The sequence below is a fragment of the Corynebacterium nasorum genome (assembly GCF_032821635.1).
Taxonomy (GTDB): domain Bacteria; phylum Actinomycetota; class Actinomycetes; order Mycobacteriales; family Mycobacteriaceae; genus Corynebacterium; species Corynebacterium kefirresidentii.
This window is the reverse complement of the sequence record NZ_JAVBIE010000001.1, coordinates 268,421-293,834: the sequence shown is the minus strand read 5'-3', so window position 1 is coordinate 293,834 and position 25,414 is coordinate 268,421. Positions and strand designations below refer to the sequence as shown.

At 60.2% G+C, this 25,414-nt stretch carries 23 protein-coding genes; 10 read left to right on the top strand and 13 right to left on the bottom strand.

Features of this window, described 5'->3' with window-relative positions:
• Nucleotides 1-3,573, bottom strand: a complete 3,573-nt coding sequence (dnaE, locus tag RAE07_RS01360) for a DNA polymerase III subunit alpha (protein WP_049361254.1) — start codon at nt 3,571-3,573, stop codon at nt 1-3.
• A gap of 27 nt (nt 3,574-3,600) precedes the next feature.
• Between dnaE and rarD the strand changes: the two genes are divergently transcribed.
• Nucleotides 3,601-4,470: an EamA family transporter RarD gene (gene rarD, locus RAE07_RS01355; RefSeq protein ID WP_259825141.1), complete on the top strand. Its 870-nt coding sequence runs from the start codon at nt 3,601-3,603 to the stop codon at nt 4,468-4,470.
• Here rarD and RAE07_RS01350 read toward each other — a convergent pair.
• The 5 genes from RAE07_RS01350 to lspA are packed head-to-tail and all read right to left on the bottom strand — an operon-like array spanning nt 4,457 to nt 7,766.
• On the bottom strand, nt 4,457-4,726 hold the full coding sequence (locus tag RAE07_RS01350; protein ID WP_023021226.1) for a hypothetical protein: 270 nt from the start codon (nt 4,724-4,726) through the stop codon (nt 4,457-4,459). The two genes, rarD and RAE07_RS01350, sit on opposite strands and share 14 nt — an antisense overlap.
• A 13-nt stretch (nt 4,727-4,739) precedes the next feature.
• The gene (locus RAE07_RS01345; protein WP_317001156.1) at nt 4,740-5,762 is read right to left on the bottom strand and encodes an HNH endonuclease signature motif containing protein; all 1,023 of its coding nucleotides are present in this window, start codon (nt 5,760-5,762) and stop codon (nt 4,740-4,742) included.
• A 60-nt stretch (nt 5,763-5,822) separates the two neighbouring features.
• Nucleotides 5,823-6,359: a hypothetical protein gene (locus RAE07_RS01340; RefSeq protein ID WP_259825139.1), complete on the bottom strand. Its 537-nt coding sequence runs from the start codon at nt 6,357-6,359 to the stop codon at nt 5,823-5,825.
• Complete coding sequence (locus RAE07_RS01335) at nt 6,356-7,282, bottom strand: RluA family pseudouridine synthase (RefSeq protein ID WP_086587410.1); 927 nt, start codon at nt 7,280-7,282, stop codon at nt 6,356-6,358. The genes RAE07_RS01340 and RAE07_RS01335 overlap by 4 nt, the downstream gene beginning before the upstream one ends.
• The gene (lspA, locus tag RAE07_RS01330; RefSeq protein ID WP_034655419.1) at nt 7,275-7,766 is read right to left on the bottom strand and encodes a signal peptidase II; all 492 of its coding nucleotides are present in this window, start codon (nt 7,764-7,766) and stop codon (nt 7,275-7,277) included. Before lspA ends, RAE07_RS01335 begins: the two co-directional genes overlap by 8 nt.
• A gap of 41 nt (nt 7,767-7,807) precedes the next feature.
• Between lspA and RAE07_RS01325 the strand changes: the two genes are divergently transcribed.
• Nucleotides 7,808-8,749, top strand: a complete 942-nt coding sequence (locus tag RAE07_RS01325) for a hypothetical protein (RefSeq protein WP_308767497.1) — start codon at nt 7,808-7,810, stop codon at nt 8,747-8,749.
• On the opposite strand, the gene RAE07_RS01320 is transcribed toward RAE07_RS01325, so the two are convergent.
• Nucleotides 8,750-9,400 carry a WKL family lipoprotein gene (locus RAE07_RS01320; RefSeq protein WP_239207534.1) on the bottom strand — a complete coding sequence of 217 codons (651 nt, stop codon included), beginning with the start codon at nt 9,398-9,400 and terminating at the stop codon, nt 8,750-8,752. It lies immediately after the preceding gene.
• A 108-nt stretch (nt 9,401-9,508) separates the two neighbouring features.
• Here RAE07_RS01320 and RAE07_RS01315 point away from each other — a divergent pair, with 108 nt between their 5' ends.
• Nucleotides 9,509-10,396 (top strand): asparaginase, encoded by an 888-nt coding sequence (locus RAE07_RS01315; RefSeq protein WP_317001155.1) that lies wholly within the window; start codon nt 9,509-9,511, stop codon nt 10,394-10,396.
• 4 nt (nt 10,397-10,400) lie between these two features.
• Here the strand turns inward: RAE07_RS01315 and RAE07_RS01310 are convergent, their stop codons facing one another.
• Nucleotides 10,401-11,789 carry a DNA polymerase IV gene (locus RAE07_RS01310; protein WP_239207532.1) on the bottom strand — a complete coding sequence of 463 codons (1,389 nt, stop codon included), beginning with the start codon at nt 11,787-11,789 and terminating at the stop codon, nt 10,401-10,403.
• Between the two features lie 158 nt (nt 11,790-11,947).
• On the opposite strand from RAE07_RS01310, the gene RAE07_RS01305 reads away from it, so the two are divergent.
• The 6 genes from RAE07_RS01305 to RAE07_RS01280 all read left to right on the top strand — a co-directional run bounded on the left by RAE07_RS01305 (nt 11,948) and on the right by RAE07_RS01280 (nt 18,219).
• Nucleotides 11,948-12,928 (top strand): ABC transporter ATP-binding protein, encoded by a 981-nt coding sequence (locus tag RAE07_RS01305; protein WP_317001154.1) that lies wholly within the window; start codon nt 11,948-11,950, stop codon nt 12,926-12,928.
• Between the two features lie 9 nt (nt 12,929-12,937).
• Nucleotides 12,938-13,999 (top strand): ABC transporter substrate-binding protein, encoded by a 1,062-nt coding sequence (locus tag RAE07_RS01300; RefSeq protein ID WP_317001152.1) that lies wholly within the window; start codon nt 12,938-12,940, stop codon nt 13,997-13,999.
• 3 nt (nt 14,000-14,002) lie between these two features.
• A complete protein-coding gene (locus RAE07_RS01295) occupies nt 14,003-15,667 on the top strand; it encodes an ABC transporter permease (RefSeq protein ID WP_239204349.1) in 1,665 nt (554 codons plus the stop codon).
• Nucleotides 15,657-16,280 carry a metallophosphoesterase gene (locus RAE07_RS01290; protein WP_316330707.1) on the top strand — a complete coding sequence of 208 codons (624 nt, stop codon included), beginning with the start codon at nt 15,657-15,659 and terminating at the stop codon, nt 16,278-16,280. The genes RAE07_RS01295 and RAE07_RS01290 overlap by 11 nt, the downstream gene beginning before the upstream one ends.
• Nucleotides 16,281-16,345: 65 nt before the next feature.
• Entirely contained in the window at nt 16,346-16,990 is a 645-nt protein-coding gene (locus RAE07_RS01285) for a GntR family transcriptional regulator (protein WP_317001149.1), read from the top strand.
• Nucleotides 16,987-18,219, top strand: coding sequence for an MFS transporter (locus RAE07_RS01280; protein WP_023021214.1), 1,233 nt, complete (start codon nt 16,987-16,989; stop codon nt 18,217-18,219). Before RAE07_RS01285 ends, RAE07_RS01280 begins: the two co-directional genes overlap by 4 nt.
• Before the next feature lie 69 nt (nt 18,220-18,288).
• Here the strand turns inward: RAE07_RS01280 and ileS are convergent, their stop codons facing one another.
• Nucleotides 18,289-21,459 carry an isoleucine--tRNA ligase gene (gene ileS, locus RAE07_RS01275; RefSeq protein WP_317001148.1) on the bottom strand — a complete coding sequence of 1,057 codons (3,171 nt, stop codon included), beginning with the start codon at nt 21,457-21,459 and terminating at the stop codon, nt 18,289-18,291.
• Between the two features lie 288 nt (nt 21,460-21,747).
• On the opposite strand from ileS, the gene RAE07_RS01270 reads away from it, so the two are divergent.
• Nucleotides 21,748-22,749 (top strand): HNH endonuclease signature motif containing protein, encoded by a 1,002-nt coding sequence (locus RAE07_RS01270; RefSeq protein WP_200288872.1) that lies wholly within the window; start codon nt 21,748-21,750, stop codon nt 22,747-22,749.
• 49 nt (nt 22,750-22,798) lie between these two features.
• Here RAE07_RS01270 and RAE07_RS01265 read toward each other — a convergent pair whose 3' ends face one another.
• From RAE07_RS01265 to RAE07_RS01250, 4 genes are all read right to left on the bottom strand, one after another.
• Nucleotides 22,799-23,020, bottom strand: coding sequence for a zinc-binding dehydrogenase (locus tag RAE07_RS01265; protein ID WP_200288871.1), 222 nt, complete (start codon nt 23,018-23,020; stop codon nt 22,799-22,801).
• A 99-nt stretch (nt 23,021-23,119) separates the two neighbouring features.
• The gene (locus tag RAE07_RS01260) at nt 23,120-24,295 is read right to left on the bottom strand and encodes a DivIVA domain-containing protein (protein ID WP_317001146.1); all 1,176 of its coding nucleotides are present in this window, start codon (nt 24,293-24,295) and stop codon (nt 23,120-23,122) included.
• A gap of 204 nt (nt 24,296-24,499) precedes the next feature.
• Complete coding sequence (locus RAE07_RS01255; protein WP_023021209.1) at nt 24,500-24,793, bottom strand: YggT family protein; 294 nt, start codon at nt 24,791-24,793, stop codon at nt 24,500-24,502.
• A gap of 76 nt (nt 24,794-24,869) precedes the next feature.
• Nucleotides 24,870-25,322, bottom strand: coding sequence for a cell division protein SepF (locus tag RAE07_RS01250; RefSeq protein ID WP_023021208.1), 453 nt, complete (start codon nt 25,320-25,322; stop codon nt 24,870-24,872).
• Nucleotides 25,323-25,414: the final 92 nt, after the last annotated feature.

Here is a 25,414-nt window from a genome sequence, read left to right as displayed (position 1 = left end):
TCAGCCTAAGATGCCCGCGCCCATGGTGGCTTTGAGATCGCCCATGAGGTTGCCGGAGCGTTCCACGCGCAGGTGGTCGCCGAGGATCATGGTGGTGGACTCGGAGCCGTCGACAAGCTCGAGATACACGTCCGACTCGCCCTGGTTTTTGAGCAGAACCTGCTTGAGCCGGGCAATATTTTCCATGGTGCACTGGTCCGTGCGCATAGTCAGGCGCAGCGGCAGGCCCGCACCCCCGCCCGGGCCGAGGTCTGGGACGCGAATATCGGAGCAGAACAGGGAACGCCGCTCATCGCGAATCTTGACGTTCACGCGCGCCAAGATGATGTTGTCCTCCACAATCTGTGGGGCGACGAGAGAGTAGACCTTGTTGAATACCAAGATTTCCACCTGTGCGCCGTTGTGGTCTTCCACCGTGACAATGGCCCATGGGGAGCCATCGCGCTTGGAGAAGCGGCGGTCCACGCCCGAGATGATGCCACCGATGATGAGCTCTTGGCCGTTGCGCACCTCATCGTTGAGGATCTTAGTCAGCGGGGTATCCGTTTGCGCGGCCAGCGCCTCTTCGAAGCCATCGAGGGGGTGGCCGGACACGTACAAGCCAAGCATCTCGCGTTCGAGGGCAAGCTCGTGCTTTCGGTCCCACTCATCTTCTGGGATATCCATGGCAAAGGCATTGGCGACCTCGTTATCTTCTCCTCCGCCGATTCCGGCGAAAAGATCGAACTGGCCCTTATCAGCGGCCTTCTTGGTGGTTTGCACCGCATCCACCGCGTCTTCATGAATGAGCATGAGACCCTTGCGCGGGTGGTTCAAGTCATCGAAGGCACCGGCCTTGATGAGCGCTTCTGTTACGCGCTTGGTGCAGGCGGTCAGCTCGATCTTGTCCAGGTAGTCACCAAACGAGGTAAACGCGCCCTTGTCGTGGCGCGACTTAATGATGGATTCCACCACTTCCGAGCCGACGTTGCGGATAGCGCCCATGCCGAAGCGGATATCCTCTCCCACCGCCTGGAAGTCTTCTTCGGATTCGTTGACGGAAGGCGGGAGCACCTTAATGCCCAGGTGGCGGCAGTCCGAAAGGTAGATGGCAGACTTGTCTTTCTTATCGCCCACCGAGGTCAACAGCGCGGCCATGTATTCCGGTGCGTAGTAGGCCTTGAGGTAGGCCGTCCAGAAAGACACCAGGCCATAGCCCGCGGCGTGGGACTTATTAAACGCGTAGGACGCGAAGGGCTCGATGGTGCCCCAAAGCGCGTCCATGGCGGACTTTGAATAGCCGTTTTCTTGCATGCCGCCCCAGAACTTGTCGTACTGCTGGGCCAACACTTCGGGCTTTTTCTTACCCATCGCCTTACGGAAGCCATCTGCCTCGCCGGCCGTGTAGTTGGCCACTTTTTGCGAGATACGCATGATCTGCTCCTGGTAGACGATGAGGCCGTAGGTCTCATCCAGGATTTCCTTCAGGGGCTCTTCCAGCTCCGGGTGAATCGGGGTGATTTCCTTACGGCCGTTCTTGCGGTCCGCATAGTCCCAGTGGGCGTTGACGCCCATCGGGCCGGGGCGGTATAGCGCAAGGGAGGCGACAATATCTTTAAAGCCGGTTGGCTTCATGCGTTTGAGCAGCTCTTGCATACCGCCGGAGTCGAGCTGGAAGACGCCCAGCGTATCGCCGCGCGAGAGCAGGTCATAGACCTTGGAGACTTTGGGGTCGTCGGCATGCAGCTGCTCCAGGTGGATTTCTTCGCCGCGGTTGCGCTTGATGTTTTCGATGGCATCGCCGATAACGGTGAGGTTACGCAGGCCCAGGAAGTCCATCTTCAGCAGGCCGATGGCCTCACACGCCGGGTAGTCCCAACCAGTAATGTAGGCGCCGTCGGCCGGGCGCTTCCACATGGGGATGTGGTCCATGAGGCGGACCGAGGCCATAATCACCGCACAGGCGTGCACGCCCGCCTGCCTGACGACGCCTTCCAAGCCCCTAGCCGTGTCATAAATCTTTTTCACATCCGGGTCGGATTCCACCATCTGGCGAACCTCGGTGGCCTCAGAATAACGCTCGTGATCCGGGTCCGTGATGCCCTTAAGCGGAATATCTTTGGCCATGATCGCAGGTGGCAACGCCGCGTTGATGCGGTCGGCCATCTGGAAACCAGGCTGGCCAAAGTGCACCTTGGCGGAGTCTTTAATGGCCTGCTTCGTCTTCACCGTGCCGAAGGTAATCACCTGCGCCACCTTGTCCTCGCCCCAGCGCTCGGCCGCATAGGTGATCATTTCGCCGCGGCGGCGGTCATCGAAGTCGATATCGATATCGGGGGCGGACGGGCGCTCGGGATTCAAGAATCGCTCGAAGAGGAGATCATGTTCCAGGGGGTCGATATTGGTAATGGTCAGCGCGTACGCGACAAGCGCGCCGGCCGCCGAACCACGGCCTGGCCCCACACGAATGCCCACCGAGCGCGCGTGCTTAATGAGCTCGGCCACGATAAGGAAGTAGGACGGGTATCCCTTCATCTCAATGACGGAAATCTCATACTTGGCGCGCTCGATGTACTCCTCCGGAACATCCTGACCGGGGAAGCGCGCTTGCAGGCCCTCCATAACCTCGTGGGTGAGCCAGGAAGTTGGGGTGTGGCCCTCGGGGACGTCGGCAATAGGCATGCGATCGTGGGTGTGTTCTTCCCAAATCTCGCCGTAGTCTTGGACGCGCTCAGCAATCCACAGCGTGTTATCGCAGCCATCTGGAATCATATCGTCCCAGGTCTCGCGCATCTGCGCGGCCGATTTAATGTAGTAGCCGGTGCCGCCGAACTTGAAGCGATCAGGGTCCATAAAGGTCTTGCCGGTCTGCACGCACAACATCGCCTCGTGCGCCGGCGCCTGGGATTCCAAAACGTAGTGGCAGTCGTTGGTCACCAGCGGCGGCAGGTCCAGCTTGCGGCCGATCTCTAATAGGCCATCGCGCGTGCGCTTTTCGATGTCCAGCCCATGGTCCATCAACTCCAAAAAGAAGTTATCTTTGCCGTAGATGTCTTGCCACATGGCCGCAGCCTCAAGCGCCTCATTGAACTGGCCTAGGCGCAGTCGGGTCTGGACGTCGCCCGAAGGACAGCCGGTGGTGGCAATGATGCCGTCAGCATGCTCCGCGATGAGCTCAGCATCCATGCGCGGCCACTTGCCCAGCTGGCCCTCATAGGAGGCCAACGAGGACAGGGTAAAAAGGTTGCGCAGGCCGGTGGCGTTTTCCGCAATCATTGTCTGGTGGAGGTAGGCGCCGGAAGCGGAAACATCGTCGCGCTTTTGGTCCGGTGTGCCCCACAGCACGCGCTTTTTATTGAAGCGAGACTCCGGTGCCATATACGCCTCGATGCCGATAATGGGCTTGATACCGGCGCCGGTCATGCGGCGGTAGAAGGCATCGGAGCCGTACATATTGCCGTGGTCGGTCATGCCTACGGCCGGCATTTTCTGGCGGACCACCTCGTCTGCCAGCATATCGACCTTGGCCATGCCGTCCAGCATGGAAAACTCGGTGTGGTTGTGCAGGTGGACGAAGGAGGAGTTTTTGGCCATGCGGCTCATCATAGCGGGGCGGTCAAAATGGGCTATTATTTTGTGATGCTCTACACGCTGGCCGCCTACATCATGTGGGGATTTTTCCCCGCGTTCTTCCCTCTCTTGTTGCCGGCATCGCCTTTAGAAATCCTGGCCCACCGCGTGCTGTGGACCGCGGTGTTGGTCACGGGATTTTTGTGCCTCGCCGGCCGATGGCGTGAGTTAGTGCGCATGGACAAGCGCACGTGGGGCTGGCTCGCGGCCGCGGGAGTATTTATCACGGCCAATTGGGGCACCTACGTGGTAGCGATTAATAGCAACCACGTAGCCGATGCAGCGCTGGGGTACTTCATCAATCCCCTCGTATCAGTTGCCCTCGGCATGGTGTTTTTGAAAGAGCGGCTGCGGCCGTGGCAGGCCGGCGCGGTGGGCGTTGCGGCCATCGCGGTGCTGTATTTGACGTTCTTTACCGGCCAGGCGCCCTATATTTCGCTGTTATTGGCCTTCAGCTTCGGGATTTATGGGCTGCTCAAAAAGCAGGTGCGGGTATCCTCGGCCGTCTCGGTGGCAGCGGAGGCGCTCGTGATGTCACCACTAGCGGTGGGCTACATCCTGTGGCTAGAAAGTAGCGGCCAGGGCACCTTCGCTAGCGAAGGAACCGGCCACGCGCTGCTTTTGGTGAGCGCCGGCTTAATCACCGCACTGCCGCTTCTTTGCTTTGCAGAGGGCGCGCGGACGCTACGCTTATCGACGATCGGCATGCTCCAATACCTCACCCCCATCATGCAAATGCTATGGGCGCTTTTCGTCACCCACGAGCACTTTTCGACCCACCGGTGGATCGGTTTCGGCATCATCGGCTTAGCCGTAGCAATCTACGTGGTCGACCTAGTGCGCATGGCTAGGAGCGCTTGAGTTCCTCGCGGGCAGCGCGAGCACGGCGTCGGGCGGCCTGCTCTTCCTCCGCTTTTAGTGCCCAGCGGGGCATCACTGCGATAAGGAAGATGCCATAGGCACACACGATCCCCGAAAACACCAGCGTCATCGGGGTGCCGCCGGAAACGAGGCCAATAAGCAGTGCGATGCCGGAGACCACCGCCGCAACCCAGGCGGCGATATAAGCAAACTTGTAGTTGGGCATCCACTGCGAAAAAGGCTGCTGCGAGAACATAGGTCTAGCCTACCTAGGTAGGGCTAGTGTCAACCAGATCCGGCGGGGGCTCTTCCCAGGGGTTGACCCAGCGCACGCCGCGGGCCGTGCGCTCGAAGCGGCCGTTGCGCGGCGGGCCGGTGCGATGATCGTCATTGCGGCCATTGTGATAAGCGCAGGCGGTGGTGAGGTTCTTCGCGTTCGTCCACCCGCCGCCGGCCCAGCTGAATATGTGGTGGACTTGGCACTCATCGGCAGGCTTGTGGCAGCCCTTAACCGGGCAGGTGGGGTTTTCCGCCGCAGCCATCATAAACTGCTTCCAGGTCGCCCCGCGGCGCATGCGGTACAGATTCACCGGACCTTCCACGGGATGCAGCAGGGTGACAAACCCCTCCTCTGCCAGCGCGCGCTGGGCCAATTCGGCACCGGTTATCTGCGCGCCGTTGGTCATAGTCAGCACCACATCATCACTGCCATGGGCCACGCCGACCAATTTATCTAGTGGCACCACAACATTAGTGCGCACGGTAGTGGTAGAGGCACCGGTGCGGAAGAGGGAGGCGACGTCGGCAAGCGAGCCGGCATGCTGGTGAAGTTCCGCAATGAGCGCGGAAGGACCGGTGATAGAAAGCGTCCACGGCTTTCCGGCGGCGCGGCGCCGCAGCCGCACGCCAGGCTTGTGCTCGCGTGGCGCGCGCATCCTGCGCAGCTTGGTGCGGGCACGCCTGTCCATCTCCCGCGTATCGCAGGCAAGGTGGGTGAGCTCGGCGCGCAGGGCCCAGGCGCGAGCTTGGGTGGGCGCGCGACGCGCATGCTTTTCGATGACCTCCAGCGTCGGCAGTGAATGCCTGTTAAGACGCGCCCCATCCACCGCGCGCCGTTGGCGGCGGCGAAAGCTGGTGGGGCCGAAGTAGACCTGCGCGAGCTGCGCAATAGAGTCCGCTGCGGCATCGGGCATGCCGGCGGCGGCAAGGTCGGCAGCAGAAACGGAGGCGGCCTCGGCGAGGATATCCATTGCCGAGTTCAGTGCCGCGATATAGGCCCGAATATGTTCCATGCCCCTGATGCTAAAAGCGCTGCGGGGGCACTGCGCGCTGCGGGAGCACAGAAGGCGAAATTAGCTGGGAGGGCGGATGGCGAAGCTGCCCCAGGCGGCGTCGGCAGGCGCGGGTTCGACGGCGGCAACGGAGGGGGTGGAGGCGACGTCGGCAAGCTGAGCGCCCGATCCCCACACCACAACTGCGCTAACCGCGCTGGGCCGCTGCCCATAGGAAGCATCGATGCGGTCGAAGGCGCGCTGGATGACGCCGGCACGGTCCTCACCAGCTCTCGGTTCGGGGACGTCGATGGGGGCGGTGGAGCCAATGAGGATGGCATCCATGCGCGGGGCCGCTGCAACGGCGGCCGCGGCGGCTACGGGCGGTAGTTCCTCGTCAAAGGTAACCAGGGCGTAGGCAGGCTCATTGGGAATGTCGCTGCCCGCCACGCGCGCAATATACTCCGCGCGCGATTCCCCATCGGGGCCCAGCTGGTCTCCTTGCACCTGCGAGGTAGCCTGGGTCCCCAACGCGCCGCAGAGAGCCAGCGCCGCCAGAAAAAGCACCGCGAGCACCGCCAACGCCGCTAGCCGACGCCGCCGGTAGACCTCCCTCATCCCCGCAGCACCTCCAAGGCATGGTCAAGATCGGCTGGATACGGTGCCTGAATCTCAAACCATTTGCTGGTGCCGGGGTGGGTAAAGCCGAGTTTTACCGCGTGGAGCCACTGCCGCTCGAGTCCAAGGCGCTTGGCCAGGTTCGGATCCGAGCCGTACATGGGATCGCCCACGCACGGGTGGCCGGTGGCAGACATGTGGACGCGGATTTGGTGGGTGCGGCCAGTCTCCAGGTGCACTTCGATGAGGCTGGCCTCGCGGAAGGCCTCGATGAGGCTGTAGTGGGTAACGGCCGCTTTGCCGTCGTCAAGCACGGCGAATTTCCAGCCGGACTTGGGATGGCGGCCGATGGGGGCATCGATGGTGCCCTCGATGGGATCTGGCAGGCCTTGGACCACGGCGTGGTAGGTCTTTTTCACGCTGCGGTACTTAAAGGCATGCTTGAGCGCAGAGTAAGCGCGCTCCGAAGATGCTACGACCATCACGCCGGATGTACCCACATCGAGGCGGTGCACGATTCCCTGGCGCTCAGTCGGCCCGGAAGAAGCCACCGTATAGCCGGCTGCGCGCAGCCCGCCGATGACCGTTGGCCCGTCCCACCCCACGCTCGGATGCGCGGCGACGCCCACCGGCTTATGCACGCAGATGATATCGGCATCGCTGTAGAGCACGTCCATGCCTTCCACGAGCTCTTCGCGCGGCAGCAGCGGCTTTTCTGGTTCCGGTAAAAGCACGGAAACCACGTTGCCGGAGGTCAAACGCTCGGACTTGCCCAACTCTTGGGAATCGATGGTGACGCTGCCTTCGGCACATAGCTGCGCGGTGGCGCTGCGGGAGAGGCCAAGGAGCTTGGCCAGGGCGGCGTCGGCACGCATGCCTTCTAGCCCTTCGGGGATGGGGAAGCTACGCATCTGCCTATTCATGCTCGGCCTTCCTTTCCTCCAGCACCATGGTGATAATGAAAAGCACCACTCCGCAGGTGATAGCCGCATCTGCGATATTGAACACGGCGAAAGAGCCAACCGAAATATAGTCCACCACGTGCCCGAACCAGAAGCCGGGGGCGCGGAAGATGCGGTCGGCAAAATTACCCAGCGCACCGCCAGCAATGAGCGCTAGGCCTACTGCCTGACCGGAGTGGGTAATGCGCGGGGCGGCTACGGCCACGCCGAGCACAAAGACCAATTGGATGGTAGTAAACAGCCACGTAGATCCCTCCCCGCCCATGGAAAAGGCGGCACCAGGATTAAAAAGCAGCGTAAAACGGAACCAGTCCCCAATCACCGGCAGGGGTTCGCCCTCGTTAAGGATGGAGAGCATTACCTGCTTCACGGCTTGATCCACCAGCGCCACGGCAATGACTACTGCGGCGATAAGTCCTGTCTTGCTCCTTCGTTTTTGACTCACCCGGTCTATTCTAAACGGGAGCGTCCGGTATTTTGGTAAGCGTGTTTCGAGTCAAAGTTTTTGCAGCCCTGACCACAGCCGCCGTAGCGCTTACGGCGTGTTCCTCTGGAAAGCCAGGCCCGGCGGTGGAACAACCCGTAGGCCTGACCATCGACGCCCCGCGCGTCACCGTGGACAATCCCGGAACCGGAGAGAAAAAACTCCTGGAATACCGCGATATCGACTCCACGCAGGACCTAAACTACCGCGTTACCGAGGGCTTTGCGCAGGACCTGCTCAAAAAGTCCGCAGCTGAGAAGTTTCAGGCCGCCGACGTCGATTCCACCACTACTACCCTGCCGTTATCGGCCAAGGTAGAAAAGGCCAGCGAGGACGTCGAAGACCAGCTACCAGCCAGCCGCAATGCCTTCGTCACGGCCGGAACTCCAGAATCTACCGGAGATAAAGACGTCTCCTCGGCGGAGGGATTCCAATTCGGTTGGCGTGGCCAGGACACCGGCCAGATGAATTCGCTGCGCCTAGCTGCGCCCCAGAATGCCACGGATGATGCCCGCGGCTCCGTCGAACAGGCGATTATGAAGCTGACGGCCCTACCCGTAGTTTTCCCTACCGAGGAGGTGGGCAAGGGCGCGAGCTGGTCGGTGGATTCGCGTGTGACCGGCGAGTCTACCCTGCTGCAGACCACGCGCTATACGGTCGATTCCATCGATGGCGACCGAGTGAAACTAAACGTAGAGGTAGAACAGCGGCCCTCGCTAGGCGCACTGTCCTTTGCAGGCCAGGCCCAGGGCACGGAGCTGGAGAACAAAGAGCTCAAGGTTTTAGATTCCAGCACCAAGTCCAAGGGCAGCATCACGGTGGATTTGAGCAAGCCGCTGCCCGTAGACGGTGACGTGTCTTTCGACACTAAGGTCATTTATGGTGCCGCCGGCTCGGAGCTGCGCGTGGTGCAGTCGAGCCTGACGGAGCTGAACTTTTCCTAGTTACTCGGCCGGGGCTTCTACAGGAGCCTCTGCCGGGGCCTGCTCGGCACCAGCAGCGGGGGCATCGCCTTCCGCGGGTGCACCGTCGCCCTCGGCCGGAGCCGGGGCAGGTGCGGAGGCACCGGCGCCAGTGTCCGCACACATTTCTGGAACTTGCTCTGGCGGCACCGTGTTTTGGATAAGCGTGCAAGCCCAAGCCTTGGAAAGCTTCCAGGTGCCATTTTCATACACAAACTCCACCTGTTCTGCGGTCTGCTGCTGGCCGTCAGCGGTGGTGAAGTTCACGGTGGTAAGCACGGACTGCGGGTCATAGCCCGGCAGTACAGGATCAACGACCTCGAATTCAGCGCCGGATTCCGCCTTGGACTTTGCCATAGTGTCAAAGATTTCCGGCGCGGTCTCCCCGCCTTGCACGGTGGAGGTCTTTTCTTGCTCGGAGGCATTGGGGTCGGTGGCCTTGGCCAAAATTGCGTTTAGGTCGGCCGGGGACGGCAGCGCGGGGGCGGCGGAATCGCCGTCCGAGGAAGCGGATTCCTGTGCCTCGGTGTTGGCGGCGGCGGAATTGTCCTGCTCATCGTCGGAAGAGCAGGCGGCCAGGGCGGTAGCCGCGGTCAGTGCGAGGCACGCGGCGCTAAACTTGCGGAATTTCACTTCTAACTCCTCACGTGTGGGTTCCAAACTCCCATCAGTTTACAGCTGCACCACCCTTTTCCGGATTGCGCCCGCCGCGTGGACGCAGATTTCTTTAACCTTAGATACATGACCCGAATTGCTTTGATCGCCACCGGCGGCACAATAGCGTGTACCACCACAGCCGATGGTTCCCTTGTTCCCACCGTCTCCGGCGCGACCCTAGCCGCAGATATCGACGCCGAGGTAGTGGAGTTTCGGCAGCTCGACTCCTCCTCTATCACTTTGGCGGACCTCGATGAGCTCATTGCGGTGGTTAACGCCCAAACGTCGCGGGAGGACATCGACGGTGTAATCATCACCCATGGCACCGACTCGATGGAAGAGACCGCGTTGGCGCTGGAGATTTTCTGTAGCGGTGCAAAGCCCATCGTGCTTACTGGTGCGCAGCGTTCCCACGATCACCCCGCGGCGGACGGCCCTAGCAACCTGCGCGATGCCCGCAATCTTGCAGCCAGCGGGCGCGCCGGGGTATTCCTCTGCTTTGGGGGTGCGAGCATTCCGGCGCGCGGTGCGCGCAAGCGGCACACCAGTGACCTGCGCGGATTCGAGTCTCTGGGTATCCCTGGCACCACGCCGCGCCTAGCTCCTGCCCCGCTGGCCCCGCATCCGGTGGAGGTCATCCCAGCCTATCCGGGGGCCGGACGCCTGCTGGTTGATGCCGCCGCCAATTCCCCAACCTGCGGCCTCATTATCGAGGCCATGGGCTCGGGCAATATGGGCGAGGACATGGGCCTCGCGCTTGCCGACGCCCTCCGCGCCGGCCTCCCCGTCGTCATTTCAACCCGCACACCCTACGGCCCAACTGCGCTGGCCTACGGCGGCGACGGCGGTGGCGCGAGCCTTGGGAAACTGGGCGCTATTAACGCCGGGTCTTTCCGCCCGAGCCAGGCGCGAATCCTGCTGGCAGCGGCACTGGCCGCTGGTACCGACCCAGCTGAGCTATTCCGACAGTAAATGCTTAGTCTTCGGTGGCGAGCCAATCCTGCCAATCAAGCGAGTCGAGCGGATCCGCCGGCACGAGCGCGGGGTCATCGGCCGCGAAAGACTTGGTCCGGCCGGGCCCCGTGGCACGGGTTTCAAAACGCACGCTCACTACCCCATGCCCGGCGCCCTGAATCCAGCCGTGGCCGTATTCGGGGTGGAATACGTCTTGCGTTGCGTGCCACTGGTTATCGGTTTCTTCTTCCACCGTCACCGTCGGTGTCGGTACTGGCGGCGCAACGTCGTCGCTCACCCCGGTTTCATAGTCCGTATCCGCCGGCGCGGGCCGCACGATTTCACGGTCCAGTTCCGGGAAGAGCACGTCTTGGCGGGCGGTTTCTAACCCGGAATAGCTCACTCCCACTAGGCGAATGGGCCCGAGCTCATCGGGATAACGGGCGAGCTTGAAGGCGGCGGCGGTGAGCACGGCGGCGTCGTCAGTCGCGTACGGCAAGGTAGTTGAGCGTGACTCAATGTGAAAGTCCGCCATGCGCAGCTTCACCGTCACGGTGCGTGCGCCACGCCCGTCCTTGAGCAGCCGGCGGTGTGCGCCCTCCGCCGCGCGGGCTATAGCTGCATCGACCTCCGGCACGGTTAGCAGATCCTTCGGGTAGGTGTGCTCGGTAGAAATCTGCTTAGAAATAGCGCGCGGCGCCACTTCGCGGTCATCGATGCCGCGGGCCAGCTGCCACAACTGCAGACCTACCACGCTGCCGATAGAAATCTCCACTTCCTTGCGCGTCATCGCCGCGAGCTGTCCAATGGTTTCCACCCCAATGGAATTCAGCTTCGCGCCGGTCACTGGGCCGACTCCCCATAACTTGTTCACCGCAAGCGGGTGCAACATCTCAAGCTGGCGCTCGGCCGGGATGACGAAGGTGCCATCGGGTTTCGCCTCGCCTGAGCCAATCTTGGCAAATTGCTTACCCGAACCCGCACCGATGGAGCACGGCAGCCCCGTTTCCTTACGGATGAGCGCGCGCAATTCATCCGCCCAGCGCTTGACCTCATCCGCGCTCGCGCCTTGCAGGGCGGCGGGCTCCATAAAGGCCTCGTCGATGGAAAGTTGCTCGATGACCTCCACGTGTTGCGCGATGATGTCGAATACCCGGCGCGAGGCCGCCGAATAGACCACCCGGCGCGGCTGCACCACTACCGCACGGAGCCCAACGAGCTGCTGCGCGCGGTACATCGGCATGGCCGAATGCGCACCGTACACGCGCGCCTCGTAGGAGGCGCCTGCCACCACGCCGCGTCCGCTGGTTCCGCCCACCAAAACCGGACGCCCCCGCAGCGTAGGCCGGGTCAGCTGCTCGACGGAGGCGAAAAACGCGTCCATGTCGATGTGTAGAACCCAGCGTTGCATGCGGCCCAGTCTAATAGGCGTACCTCTACATGCACTCCTGGGTGTTTGCGTGCCGTTAATTAAAGCTTTAATCCCCTTCCATCTTCACGTCACCCACATGCAATATTACGGCCTTATCTTTTTCGAGGTTATTTCTTGAAGAAAGTATTTCGCTGATTATGGACTCACCCCACGTCATCTTGCGCGGCGTTAAGCGCGAATTCGCCGATAATACGGGCCTCCACGAGACCGATCTGAGCATCAACCGCGGTGAATTCGTCTCTATTCTCGGACCTTCCGGCTGCGGCAAGTCCACCCTGCTGCGTTGCATAGCCGGATTAGAAACGCCTGACGCGGGAACCATCTCCTTCGGAGAGATGGAGGTATTTGGCCCACGAACCAACGTAGCCGTCAATAAGCGCCGGCTTTCGATGGTTTTCCAGGACCTCGCACTGTGGCCACACATGACGGTGGAAAAGAACATCGAGTTTCCGCTGACCACCCCAGGCAATAAGGTGGCGGCAGGCCAACGGGCCGAGAAGGTCCGAGCCTGCATGGACATGGTGGGTATCGCTTCCAAAGCGAAGGCGCGGCCAAACCAACTTTCCGGTGGCCAACAGCAGCGCGTTGCCATCGCCCGCGCGTTGGTTTCTAATCCAGATGTCCTGCTTATGGATGAGCCGCTGTCCGCCCTCGACGCCGCGCTGCGCGTGCAAATCCGCGCAGAGCTCACCCAGCTGGCACAGGAGATGGGGCTGACGGTCATCTACGTCACGCACGACCAAGCCGAGGCACTTGCCATGTCGGATCGCGTCGTAGTTATGACTCAGGGCCATATCGAACAATTCGCGGATCCAGTCACCCTTTACGAACAGCCGGCCACCGATTTCATCGCTGGCTTCGTAGGCACCATGAACCGCCACCCACAGCTACCCAGCGTACGTCCAGAAAATCTCACCGTCACCACTGCGGAGGAGGACACCGGCGCCTCCCCGCGCCGGGTCGAGGCGCAGGTTCTTGGCGCTCACTACATCGGTGGGCGCTACGAGTTGCGCTGCAATGTTCCCGGGGCCGAGGAGCCGTGGGTGGCATATTCACCGCGCCGCATCGCTCGCGGCGAGACCGTCCACCTCAACTATCCATCTTCTCTTTCTGCATAGGAGCCACACATGTTCACCAAAAAGTTTACTGCCGTTATCGCTACCACCGCTGCTGGAGCGCTCGCCTTGACCGGTTGCGGGTCCGTTGAGGACAGCACCGAAACCGCCACCGACGAGTCCACCTCTTCTGCTGAGAAGTGGAAAGCGCCTGAAGGTCTATCCGGCGAGGTGGATTACTACTCCGCTAACCCACAGGGTCTCACCGACGCCCTCGTGGAGGCCTTCGAAGAAAAGACCAACGTCCACGTCAATGTTTTTGCCGACACCACCGGAAAGATCACCGCCAAGCTCAAGGCAGAGGAGGCAAACCCGCAGGCTGACGTCGTCTACCTCGCCTCGTGGGCGGCAGCTAGCAAGCAGGACAAGTCCGGCGCTCTTGAAAAGTACACGCCGGAGGGAGCGGACAAGATTGAGTCCAAGTGGGCGTCGGAAAGCGGCACGTTTACCGGCCGCGATGGTTCGGCTCTAGCACTGGTAACCAACACCAACGTCGTGGACGAGGCCCCGAAAGACTGGGAGGACCTCACCGATGAGAAGTACAAAGACCAAATCATCATGCCGGACCCGCGCGAATCCGGTACCGCAGCCGACCTCATCGCGGCCATGGTGGACCAATGGGGCGAGGAGAAGACCTGGGACCTCTTTGACAAGCTCTTTGACAACGGCATGATCGTCCAAGGTGCCAATGGCCCAGCGCTCGACCAGGTCACCTCCGGTTCCCGTGGCATCGTCCTCGGCGGCGTTGACTACTCCGCATACTCCGCGCAGAAAAAGGGTGAGCCGCTCGAGGTCGCCATCCCTACTTCCGGTACCACGGTCACCCCGCGCCCAGTCATGATCCTCAAGTCCTCCGATAACAAGGAAGCCGCAGAGGCCTTCGTGGACTTCATGTTCTCCGAAGAGGCACAAGAAATTTCCGCCTCCAAGAACATGATTCCGGCCAATAAGGACATCGCTCCAAAGAATGGCCCGAAGTTGGATGAGATTAAGACCCTCAACGATGACCTCGATGGCCTGGTTTCTCAGTCCAAGGACATCAAGGAAACCTTTGCCAAGCGCTATTTGAAATAACCAATGAGCTCCACCACCACTCCCCGACGTCGCCTTGGGATATACGGGATCCTTCTTATCTTGCTCGCCCTCGTCGCCGCACCACTGGCTTCCGTGTTGGTCAACGCGGCCGTGGGCTACCACGATGAGCCCTCAGCCCTAGGCAACATTGTCCAACCGGGCATGCTGCACATCCTTGGCAATACCATCTTGTTGTCCGTGCTGGTCGTGGCTTTTGCCACGCTCATGGCCGCCCCGCTCGCTTTTCTACGTGCGTGGACGCGCTTTAGCTCGGCCAACTGGATCGAGATCGCCGTCATGATCCCGTTTATGACTCCGCCCTTTGCGGCGGCAATGGCGTGGATGGATTTCACCCGCCGCGGTGGTGTCGCAGAGATGCTTCTCGGCCACGGCGCTGGCAAACTCGCCCACGATGTCATTTACTCGGTGTGGGGCATGGCCTTCATCATGGCCGTGGAGCTTTTCCCTTTCTTATATCTCATCCTGCGCACCTGCCTGAATTGCATTCCAGCGTCAACGTTGGAGATGGCCCAGGTAGCCGGCGCGAGCCGCTGGCAACAGGCCGTGCGCATCATCGCCCCAAATGTTATTGGGCCATATTCCCTTGGTGCACTCATCATCTTCATCAAGGCCGCCGGCGAGTTTGGCACCCCAGTTACGTTGGGCAATGCCATCGGATACAAGGTGCTCGTCTCCTCTATTTATGAAGACGTCACCATCGACCCCCTCGACTTTTCCAGCGCCGCCGCGTCCTCTTCGGTTCTCTTTGCCATTGGCGTGGCTGCGTGGGCATTCCAACAGTGGATTTCGCGCCACGATCTCACCGGCGGCGGACGTGTAAGCCGCCCCGTGCTCATCCGCCTCAGCCCAGTCGGCTCTATCCTCGGCGCACTCATTGCCGCAGTCATCCTCTTGGCCTCGGTGGTCATTCCCTATCTTTCCATCACTTTGTCCGCGATGACCATCCTGCGCTCGGCCCCACCTACGCTCAATAACCTCACCTTCGATTACTTCTCCATCGTTGTGCAGATGCCCACCGCACAGGAAGCGCTGATTCGCTCCATCGGCCTGGGCGCCCTTGGCGCCACCGCTGCCGTAGCACTAGGTGTCCTCGTCACGGTGCTCACCCGCCGCCAAAGCTTCATAGGCGCAAAGCTGAGCGATTTCTTGGCCGTCGCCCCCGATACCGTGCCGGGCATTGTGCTGGCCATTGGCTTTATTTTGCTGTGGAACTCTCCTTGGCTGCCCTGGTCGCCCTACGGCACGATGGGCATGCTGGTCATGGCTTTTACGGTGCTCTTTTTGCCCATGACTATTCAAAATATCAAGACTTCAGCCGAGTCCATCTCCCCCACCATGTACGAGGCCGCCGCGATTTCGGGTTCCTCAACTCTGCAAACTTTTGGGCGCATTACCCTGCCCTTGCTTGCTCCTGGCATCTTCGCTGGCTGGCTCCTCGCCTTCTTCGTAGGAATCCGCGAGCTGGTCATGTCCTCGCTCATTCGCCCCAGCCAGGTCAACCTCTTGGCTCCGTGGATTATGAACCAATTCGATCAAGGACACCGTGCCGAGGCCATGGCTATGACGCTCATCGGTGTCGGAACGTCCACAATTGTCTTGGTAGCTATCACGTGGTGGCAAAACCGAAAGGCCGCACATGCCCGCTAGCATTTTTGTCTTTGCCGATCTGCACCTAGGCCGCGCGGGCGCCCCCGGCTTGGACTGGGCCCTGCAGGCACTCGAGGTTGCCGCCAACAGAGGGGCCACAGCGTGCGTGTGCTTGGGCGATATCATTGACCGCAACGCTAACTCGGCCGAGTTTATGCCTCAGGCCCGCACCGTTATGGCCCATGCTGTCACTTTGTTCAGCGAAGTCCACTTCATTTCCGGCAACCACGATACCCACCACCACCTGGACTTCCCGCCCGAGGTGACAGTCCACGGCACGCAGGTGCATACCTTTCGCATAGGAAACACCACGGTCCTAACCGCAGCGGTGGCCACCGATCCGGACCCGCGCCGCCTCCAGCTTCCTCCCCGCCGCAGCAACGGCCCCGTCCTCGGCCTCCTACATTCTTCCGTCACCGGTGAGTTTTCTAAAGGCACCTGCCTACCACTTTCTGTAGACCAGCTACAGGCCTGCGAGGCCGATGCCTGGATCCTTGGGCACGTCCACACCCCGCACACGCTTGCCGACGCCCCCTTCATCGGCTGGGTCGGCATGGGCCACGGCTTACTCTTTGACCCCGATACGTGCCACGTCACACGATTGCCTAACTAGATTCGTTCCCCACAAAGTACACCTTCACGCTTGCTTGCATGCAAGCTTGTATGCAAGATGGATGCATGTCCAATGAACGAATGCAGCCCGCTGCGGAGCGTGCCTATGACTTCGTCAAAGAGAAGATCATTGACGGCTCCTTCGAGCCCTCGCAGATGCTTTCCGAGGCCTCACTCGCTACCGAGATGGGGATTAGCCGCACCCCGATGCATGAAGCCTTTTTGCGCCTAGAGGTCGAAGGCTTCCTCCAGCTCTACCCCAGGCGAGGTGCACTTATCGTGCCGATTAGCCCGCAGAAAATCCACGAGGTCTATGAGGCGCGCTTACTCGTAGACAGGCACTGCGCTGAGAAAATCTGCGCCATGCCTGATGCCGAGCGCGCGGACATTGCTGATCAGCTGGATGCGACCATCGCGGAGCAAGACACCGCCCTAGACGGCGCAGACCTACGCGCCTATGCCCAGCTGGACGCACGTTTCCACCAGATCATCATGGATGGCGGGGCAAATAGCCTGCTAGCCGGGCTGGGACACCAGCTGCGCGAACGCCAGCAGCGCTTTACCGCCACAGCCATTGGCCGCAATGTGGCCCGTGCCCGCACCTTCGTGGACCAGCACCGCACGCTTGCCGATGCCCTCCGCACCGGCGACCTCGACGCCTACCTCTCCACATTGGACACCCACCTAACCAACTCAAGGAATCAACTATGACCGAAAAGTTTGCCCAGCACTCATGGTTTCCCGTCGCCGGCAGCATGGTTGCCGTGGCGTGGGGCGGCAATGAGTTCACCCCTCTCCTAGTTATGTACCGCGAGCAATCACACTTCTCGCAGGTCACTGTCAACGGGCTCCTAGCCGCTTATGTGCTCGGCATCGTGCCGGCGCTGCTCATCTCTGGCCCGCTTTCGGACTACATCGGGCGCCGCCCCACAATGCTGCCTGCCGCACCCCTATCACTGCTGGGTTCATTCCTACTCTCCATCGCGCCGAATGAGCCCCTCGTCATCGCCGTGGGCCGCATCATGTGTGGCTTGGCTCTAGGCATCGTCATGGCGGTCGGCTCCACGTGGGTTGCAGAGCTTATCACCCGCGCCGGCGGCGACCCCGCTGCTGGCCCGCGCCACGCTTCGATGTGCCTAACCCTAGGCTTTCTCATCGGCGCTGGCCTCGCATCGGTGCTGGCCCAATGGGGCCCGTGGCCAACCCATCTGGCCTATATCCTGCACATTCTCCTCACCGTCGCCACCGCCATCTGGTTGATGAATACCCCGGAGACTCGCCCACCACGTGGCGCCACGGTAAAAGATACCTTCCTCGACCTGAGCATCCGCGACATGCTGCGCATGCTGCACATTCCCTCCGCAGCCCACCGCCGCTTCGTGCGCATCGTCTTGCCGGTAGCACCGTGGGTCTTCGGCTGCGCTGGTGCCGCCTACGCGCTCTTGCCCCAACTTTTGTCCAAGTCTGCCAGTGAAGCACCCATTGCTTTCTCCGGCCTCATGACTGTTATCACCTTGGGCTGCGGCGTTGGCGTCCAAATGCTCGGCAAGGTCATTGACACCAGCCGGTCCGCCCGTGCTTCCGCGGTGGCAATGGGAGTTATCACCGTAGGCACCATCCTCGGTGCGGTTGCCTCTAGTACCCGTTCGCTGCCGCTCGGTATCGCCGGCGCAGCCGTCATGGGTGCAGGATATGGCCTAGCCCTTGTCGCCGGTCTATCCGAGGTCCAGCGCATCGCCCGCCCTGAAGAACTCGCTGGCCTCACCGCCGTGTACTACTCGGTGTCCTACACCGGCTTCTTTATCCCCATGGCCTTCAGCGCGCTCGCCCCGCTGCTCGGCTTTACCACCCTATTCCTCATTGGCGCCGTGCTTGCACTGTGCTGCCTAGTTAACGCGGTCCTCGGCTGGCGCGCTCACCTGCCCGGTCCAGTCCGCTAAGTCCTATCACTCATGAAAATTGCCCAGCCACGCCGGCTGGGCAATTATTTTTAGGTGGCAGCTAGCGCGCTACTGCTTGACGACGGTAGCGCTAACCCCCTTAACCACCTCGTGCACGCCCTCGCCATCAAGCGCCTCGGTGGTCACTTGGAAGTCGGTGGCGAGTACTTCACCGGCTATATGGTCGGCGTGACGCTCAGCCCATGCCTTCTTCGCCTCCGGTACGGCAAGTACGGCCGCGATGCGATCCGAAACCTCGAATCCAGAAGCCTTGCGGGCGTCCTGGAGGCCACGGATAACGTCAGCAGCCCAGCCTTCGGCCTCGAGCTCTTCGGTCACCTCAGTATCGAGTACCACAAGGCCATCGAGCCCGTCGATACGCGCGGTCGACTTCGGGTTCGCCGCCTGCAGGCGCTCCGTGTACTCATCCGGACCAAGCACAATATCGCCGTCAACTACTACCTCATCGCTGCGGCGCTCATAGTTGCCCGCCTTAAGGTTCTTGATGGCGCGCTGCACATCCTTACCCAAGCGCGGACCAGCGACCTTGGCATTGCAGACTACCTGGAAGGTGCCCACCGAATCGACGTCATCGGTAAGCTCAACTTCCTTAACGTTGACCTCGTCGCGAATGATATCGGCAAAGCCCGCCAAACGCTGTGCCTCTTCAAGAGCCACCGTCAGCTTCGGCAGCGGCAAGCGGTTGCGCAGTTTATTGGACTTGCGCACCGACGATGCCGCCGAGGCCACCGCACGGGTCGTATCCATCGCAGACACCAGATCTGCATCGGCTGGGTAATCCGCGGCCTGCGGGAAGTCCGCCAAGTGGACGGAACGCTCGCCGGTTAGCCCGCGGTAGATAACTTCCGCCACGTGCGGCAAAAGTGGCGCGACCACGCGAGTCACGGTTTCCAACACGGTGTACAAGGTATTGAATGCCTCAGGATGGGCTTCCTCTCCCTCCCAGAATCGCTCGCGCGAGCGACGCACGTACCAGTTGGTCAAAACGTCTGCGAACAGGCGCACCTCTTCGGTTGCCGTAGCGATATCGGTATCGGCAAGCGCCGCGTCCACCTTAGCTACGACATCGTGGGTTTTAGCCAAGATATAGCGGTCCAGAACATGCGTAGAGGTGGTGTCGAACTTAGCTTCCTTTTCCGCGTAGAGCTGCAGGAACGTATAGGCGTTCCAAATAGGCAAGATAGCCTGGCGCACGCCCTCGCGGATGCCCTGCTCGGTCACGATGAGATTGCCTCCGCGCAGAATAGGCGAAGACATAAGGAACCAGCGCATGGCATCCGAACCGTCGCGGTCAAAGACTTCATTGACGTTTGGATAATTGCCCTTGGACTTGGACATCTTGAGGCCATCGTTGCCCAGCACGATGCCGTGGGCTACGACCTTCTTGTATGCCGGACGATCAAACAGCGCGGTGGACAGCGCGTGCATCACATAGAACCAGCCACGCGTTTGACCGGAGTACTCCACGATGAAGTCAGACGGCGAGTGGGTTTCAAACCACTCTTTATTCTCGAAGGGGTAGTGCTTCTGCGCGAACGGCATCGAGCCGGACTCGAACCAGCAGTCCAATACGTCCGGCACGCGGCGCATCATAGACTTGCCGGTTGGATCGTCCGGGTTCGGGCGCACCAACTCATCGATGTGCGGGCGGTGCAGGGACTCCGGGCGGACGCCGAAGTCACGCTCCAGCTCATCCAAGGAGCCGTAGACATCCATGCGTGGGTATTTGTCATCATCGGACATCCAAACCGGGATTGGCGCACCCCAGTAGCGGGTACGCGAGATATTCCAGTCGCGCGCCCCCTCGAGCCACTTGCCAAACTGACCGTCCCGAATGTGCTCCGGCAGCCACTCGATCTCATTGTGGTTGAGCTCCACCATGCGATCGCGGAACTCGGTTACCTTCACAAACCAGGCTGGCAGAGCCATGTAGATTAGCGGCTCACCCGAGCGCCACGAATGCGGGTAAGAGTGCTCGATGGTCACGTGGCGCACCACTCGCCCAGCGGCCTTCAAGTCCTTGATGATGTCCTTATTGGCATCAAAAACCAGCTGTCCCTCATACGGCGGTACCTGCGAGGTGAACTTGCCGTCCTCGTCCACTGGGATAACCAGCTCGATATCGTACTGGTTAGTGGTATTCATATCGTCTTCACCAAACGCCGGAGCCTGGTGAACCACGCCGGTGCCATCCTCGGTAGTGACATAATCAGCGACCAATACCTGGTAAGCATTGCGCAAATCCGGGAAGAAACCAAAGATCGGCTCATAGGTAAAGCCCTCGAGCTGCGCGCCGGTGAAGGTCTCCAGTACCTCGGCCTCACCTAGTTCCTTTTCCAAGGTAGCCAGCAGGTTTTCCGCCATGATGAAGGTACGACCGGAAAAATCGCCCTCGGTGGCCCTAAAGAGCACGTAAGAGACCTCTGGGTGAACCGCCAATGCCTCATTAGAAGGCAAGGTCCAGGGGGTGGTGGTCCAGGCGAGGAAGGAGGCGTCGGCAAGCGCGGGGTGCTCCGCCAGCGTCTTTTCTGCCGCGCTTCCCTCACGAGCGCCGTCCACAGGGAAGGTAACCGTCAGGGTCGGGTCCTGACGCATCTTATAGGAGTCATCCAGTCGGGTCTCCTGGTTGGACAGAGAAGTATGCTCTGCCCAAGAGTAAGGAAGGACGCGGAATCCCTTGTAGATCAGGCCTTTGTCATAAAGCTCCTTGAACGCCCACATGACCGATTCCATGTAGTTGATGTCCATGGTCTTGTAGCCGTTGTCAAAATCCACCCAGCGGGCCTGACGGTTGACGTATTCTTCCCACTCGTCGGTGTATTCCAACACGGACTTTGCGCAGTATTCATTGAACTTTTCCAAGCCCATGTCCTCGATCTGCGCTTTATCAGTAATACCCAGCTGCTTTTCCGCTTCCAGCTCGGCGGGCAGACCGTGGGTATCCCAGCCGAAGACACGAGGCACGTAATTGCCAGCCATGGTGCGATAGCGCGGAACGATATCTTTTACATAACCGGTCAACAGGTGACCATAGTGCGGCAAGCCATTAGCAAAGGGAGGGCCATCATAGAAGATGTATTCTGGGCAATCCTTTGTCTTTTCTAGCGAAGCCTGGAAGGTATCATCCTGCTTCCAGTACTTCTGAACTTCCTCTTCCATATCCGGGAAGCGACTTGAGCCTCCGGTCATGTCAACCTTGGGGTAAATCTTTTTCGCCATTACAATCCTTCACTCATCACTCGGTGCAGGGACGCGCCTGTCAGGCTCGCGGTACCACCCTGCTTGAGCCCGAAGGCTCCGCTTCGTTTCGGTGAAGGAGTTGACGGTCCCACCCGTTCAGTTCTACTAGGCCGCACTGGCTGTTCTTCTGAATTGCTCCCCGGTGATGGCCGGATCACTGCATGTAGCACAAAGTATAGCGCCCCAGAATCTTCGTGCACAATAAGTTATCCACAGGCTAAAAATTTTCCCTTGTGGGGGCTTGCGCGGGGCAATAAATTGTGAGTCGTGAACGCGCTAGATACTTACCTCGCAGCCATGGCACCTGGGATGGACATCGTCCTTGGGTGCGCAGGCATGTCTGAGGACGACCTCTGCGCACGGGGCGCTGCCGAAAAGACTGCCCGCGAGCTGGCCTTGTTAAAGGAAGCATACTGCGGCACGACCAAGTTCACGGGGAAACGTCGCCGCGCTATCGAAGGCGCCCAGCACAATGGGCATTCCATTGTTGCCTTATCCATCATTGAAAAGTATGCGCGGAAAATGCCTACGCTTTTCGACGCCTGGGTTCTCCGCGAACAACTCTGCACCACCAAGGCCACAGCAGGGGCGCTGGAGAAGCTGGCTCAGTCCAAAGTCCCGAAGAAAAAGCGCACTGTGAAACCGGGCGTGCGCATCATCCGACGCAAAGATGCTCCGTGGACGCTTGCGATCGATGGATCGTCTTCGTTTATCGCGGATTTGCACGCAGCGGTAGAAAACCAGAATAAAAAGCCGCTAGAGGTGGTGGAAGATACCTTCTTCGGGGACGATAGCGCGCAACGGAGCACCGTAGTAACCAATGTCATCGTGCGACTGGAAGATTACGTACGCATCGTCAACGGTGACGGTGAGGAAATCACCCTGCAGATGACAAACGGGGCAACGCTTTCGGGTGCGCAATACTTGCGCCGCACGTTAAAGGAACATGGACTCATCACGCTGGTCAGCCCCTACGAAGGCGCGGTGAACCTGTATCGCACGGAGCGCTTCGCCAATGCTAAACAGCGATTGATGGCGGGTGCAGAAAATCCTGTGTGCCCGTGGCCGCGGTGCGCTAAGCCAGCCGACGAATGCCAAATTCACCATTTGGAACCCTGGCTACACGGTGGATTGACCAATATCGCAAACTTATCCACAGCCTGCGCCTACCACAATGGAGCCAACGATGACGATCCCAATGCCCCACCGCTACGCGGGCGACTTAGCCGCACGAATGGGCAGATTCGGTGGCAGCCCCCTGACTGCTAAGACAAGACCGCGAAATAAGGCGCCTCGAGCGCCTTTTTGGCGTGCTATTTTAGTTCTCGCGTAAAGCCTCGCGCAAGGAATCTTGCTCAGGGTGTTGTGCTGCCCGGGCTTTATCGCTGCGATGCTTATGCGCCCAATCCAGAATAAAGCACACCAGACCGAGGCCAGCGGCGGCGAAGACGATATACAGCGACCAGTCGGCACCCGAGATGACGAAGTTGACCAAGGCTACGAATGCCACGAGGGCGAGAACTAAGGCGGCAACAAGCACAATGGTTCCTTTCGGTTAGGTCGGGATAGGGCACCACGGTCTAAAACAACAATAGCGCCCCCGCAGCGGTGGCGGGGGCGCTAGAGAGAACGCGGTGGCTTAGTTATTGCCAGCTTCGCCGTTCGGTGCGGCGGTGCCGCGAGTAGCCAGCTCTTCCAGCTGAGACTCGAGCAAGGTCTTCAGGCGAGTGCGGTACTCGCGCTCGAAGGTACGCAGCTCGGAGATACGAGCCTCCAGTGCGGTCTGCTGCTGCTTGACCGTGTTCATAACCTCGGTGTGCTTGCGCTCAGCATCGGCCTGCAAGGAAGCAGCCTTCTCCTCAGCCTGACGGATTTGTGCCTCAGCACGGGAGGACGCATCGGACTCGGTCTGCTTTGCCTTAGCCTCGGCGTCAGACACCAGCTTCTTGGAGCGGGAATCCGCGTCCTGCAGCTGGGCGTCGTACTTCTTCTGGGCGTCGGCAAGCTGCGCCTTGGAACGAGAGTCTGCGTCGGTCAGCTGCTTCTCGGCGGCGGTGCGTGCCTCCGACAGCATGGACTCGGACTCCGCACGAGCCTCGGAGGTCAGGCGGTCTGCCATCTCCTGTGCCAGACCCAGAACGCGAGCGGCCTGCATGTGGGTTTCTGGGGTAGCCAGACCATCTGCAGTCTGAGCTGCACCAGCGCCTGCAAGGCCTGCAGCTGCAACGCCGGCCTTGGAAGAACCAGCTGCGGAAGCGGACTTCTTCAGCTCATCATTTTCCTTCTTGGAAGCCTCAAGGTCCTTCTTTGCCTGTGCAGCCTCTGCACGAGCTGCCTCAGCTTCCCTCTTTGCCTGTGCTGCCTCATCGCGGGCGGCCTTCAGGTCTGCAGAAGCGGAAGCGGCGGCAGAGCCGGTCTCCTGTGCCTTGGAAGCCTCAGCTTGGGCTGCCTTTACCTGCTCGCGTGCCTTCTTGGTTTCTTCCTTAGCACGGGACAGCTCGGACTTGGAGTCCGCCAGCTTGGTTTCGTACTCGGCGCGCAGCTTGGCCTCAATCTCCTTGCGCAGTGCAGCCTCATCGGTACGAGCGGAGGCTGCCGTTGCGGTACCAGCAGCACCGGCGCCAGCGCCCGCCTTGGCCTGAGAATTGAGATCGCTGACCTGTGCCTGTAGATCTTCGTTCTCATCCTGCAGCTGGGCAAGCGCATCCTCTACGAGGTCGAGGAACTGATCCACCTCGTCTTCGTTGTAGCCGCGCTTGCCAATGGGCGGCTTGCTGAACGCGACGTTGTGAACATCAGCTGGTGACAGTGGCATGTCTTCTCTTCCCCTTCAGGTTGATACAACCCCGGAGGTTCCAGGGCCTTAGGAGCTGCGGTTCAGGTCTAACTAAACCTTCCCCACAAAGGTACATGTGGTTCATAATACGGGTTATCGCGATTTATCGTAACCAAACGACCACAATAATCGACGCCCCGCCGAGTCTCAACGTTTACCACAGGTTGCGAGGCGACGGGGGTGCTAACCGAAAAATACGATTTGCAAGATTCGTGTAAGTATCGAAAGCAAAATAAATAGCACGAGCACCGATACGTCGAGGGCCACCCCGCCCATCTGGAGCGGCGGGATCAAACGGCGTAGCGCCTTTACCGGCGGATCCGTAATTACAAACAGTGGCTCCGCCACAACCATAAACCAACGTGGCGGGTTAAACTGCCGGGAGAAGGATTGAATCATCTCAATGATGATGCGGGCGATGAGAACCCACGTATAAATCCGCACGAGCAGGATAAGAATAATTCCGAGTTGTGTCACAATAACCGAGCCTATCTAATAGACCCCCGCAGGTGCCCAATCGGCACCCCACGGGGGTCAAGAAAAACTTACTGCTTTAGCGCAGGCCAGCGGCGCGCTCGAGCTCGTGCCTAGCGATGTCCGCAGACTTCGGCACGATAGAAAAGACCTTGCGCTCGGTATCCAATCCCTTGGTGAGGTTAAGCATGCGCCCTTCCAAGCCGAAGCAGAGACCGGCAGCGAAGTCGATGAAGCGCTTTGCGGTGGCCTTGTCGGCGTCGGTAAGCTCAAAGACCACTGCGTCGCCGTCGCGGAAAGGCTCGCCCACCTTGGCAGCGTCATTGAAAGACGTCAGCGAAATAGCCACGATGGTCGGCACAAACTCTTCTTTCACCGGAGCAGGCTCATAAGACTGCGGAGCACGGCGCGGGGCGTAGGCGGAGGAGGCATTTTCGGAATAACGCGGCTCCTCGCTGTAGTAGGCATCGTCTTCTTCGATGTCCACCGGGCCCAGCCCGAAGAAATCCTTCGTCTTATCAATGAATGACATTTTTGGGTCTCCCTCTGACCTAAATTTGTACAAGTCTAAACGCGCAAAATGTGTCTAGTGTGACTCATGTGATTTACGCTGTGAAATGCGCT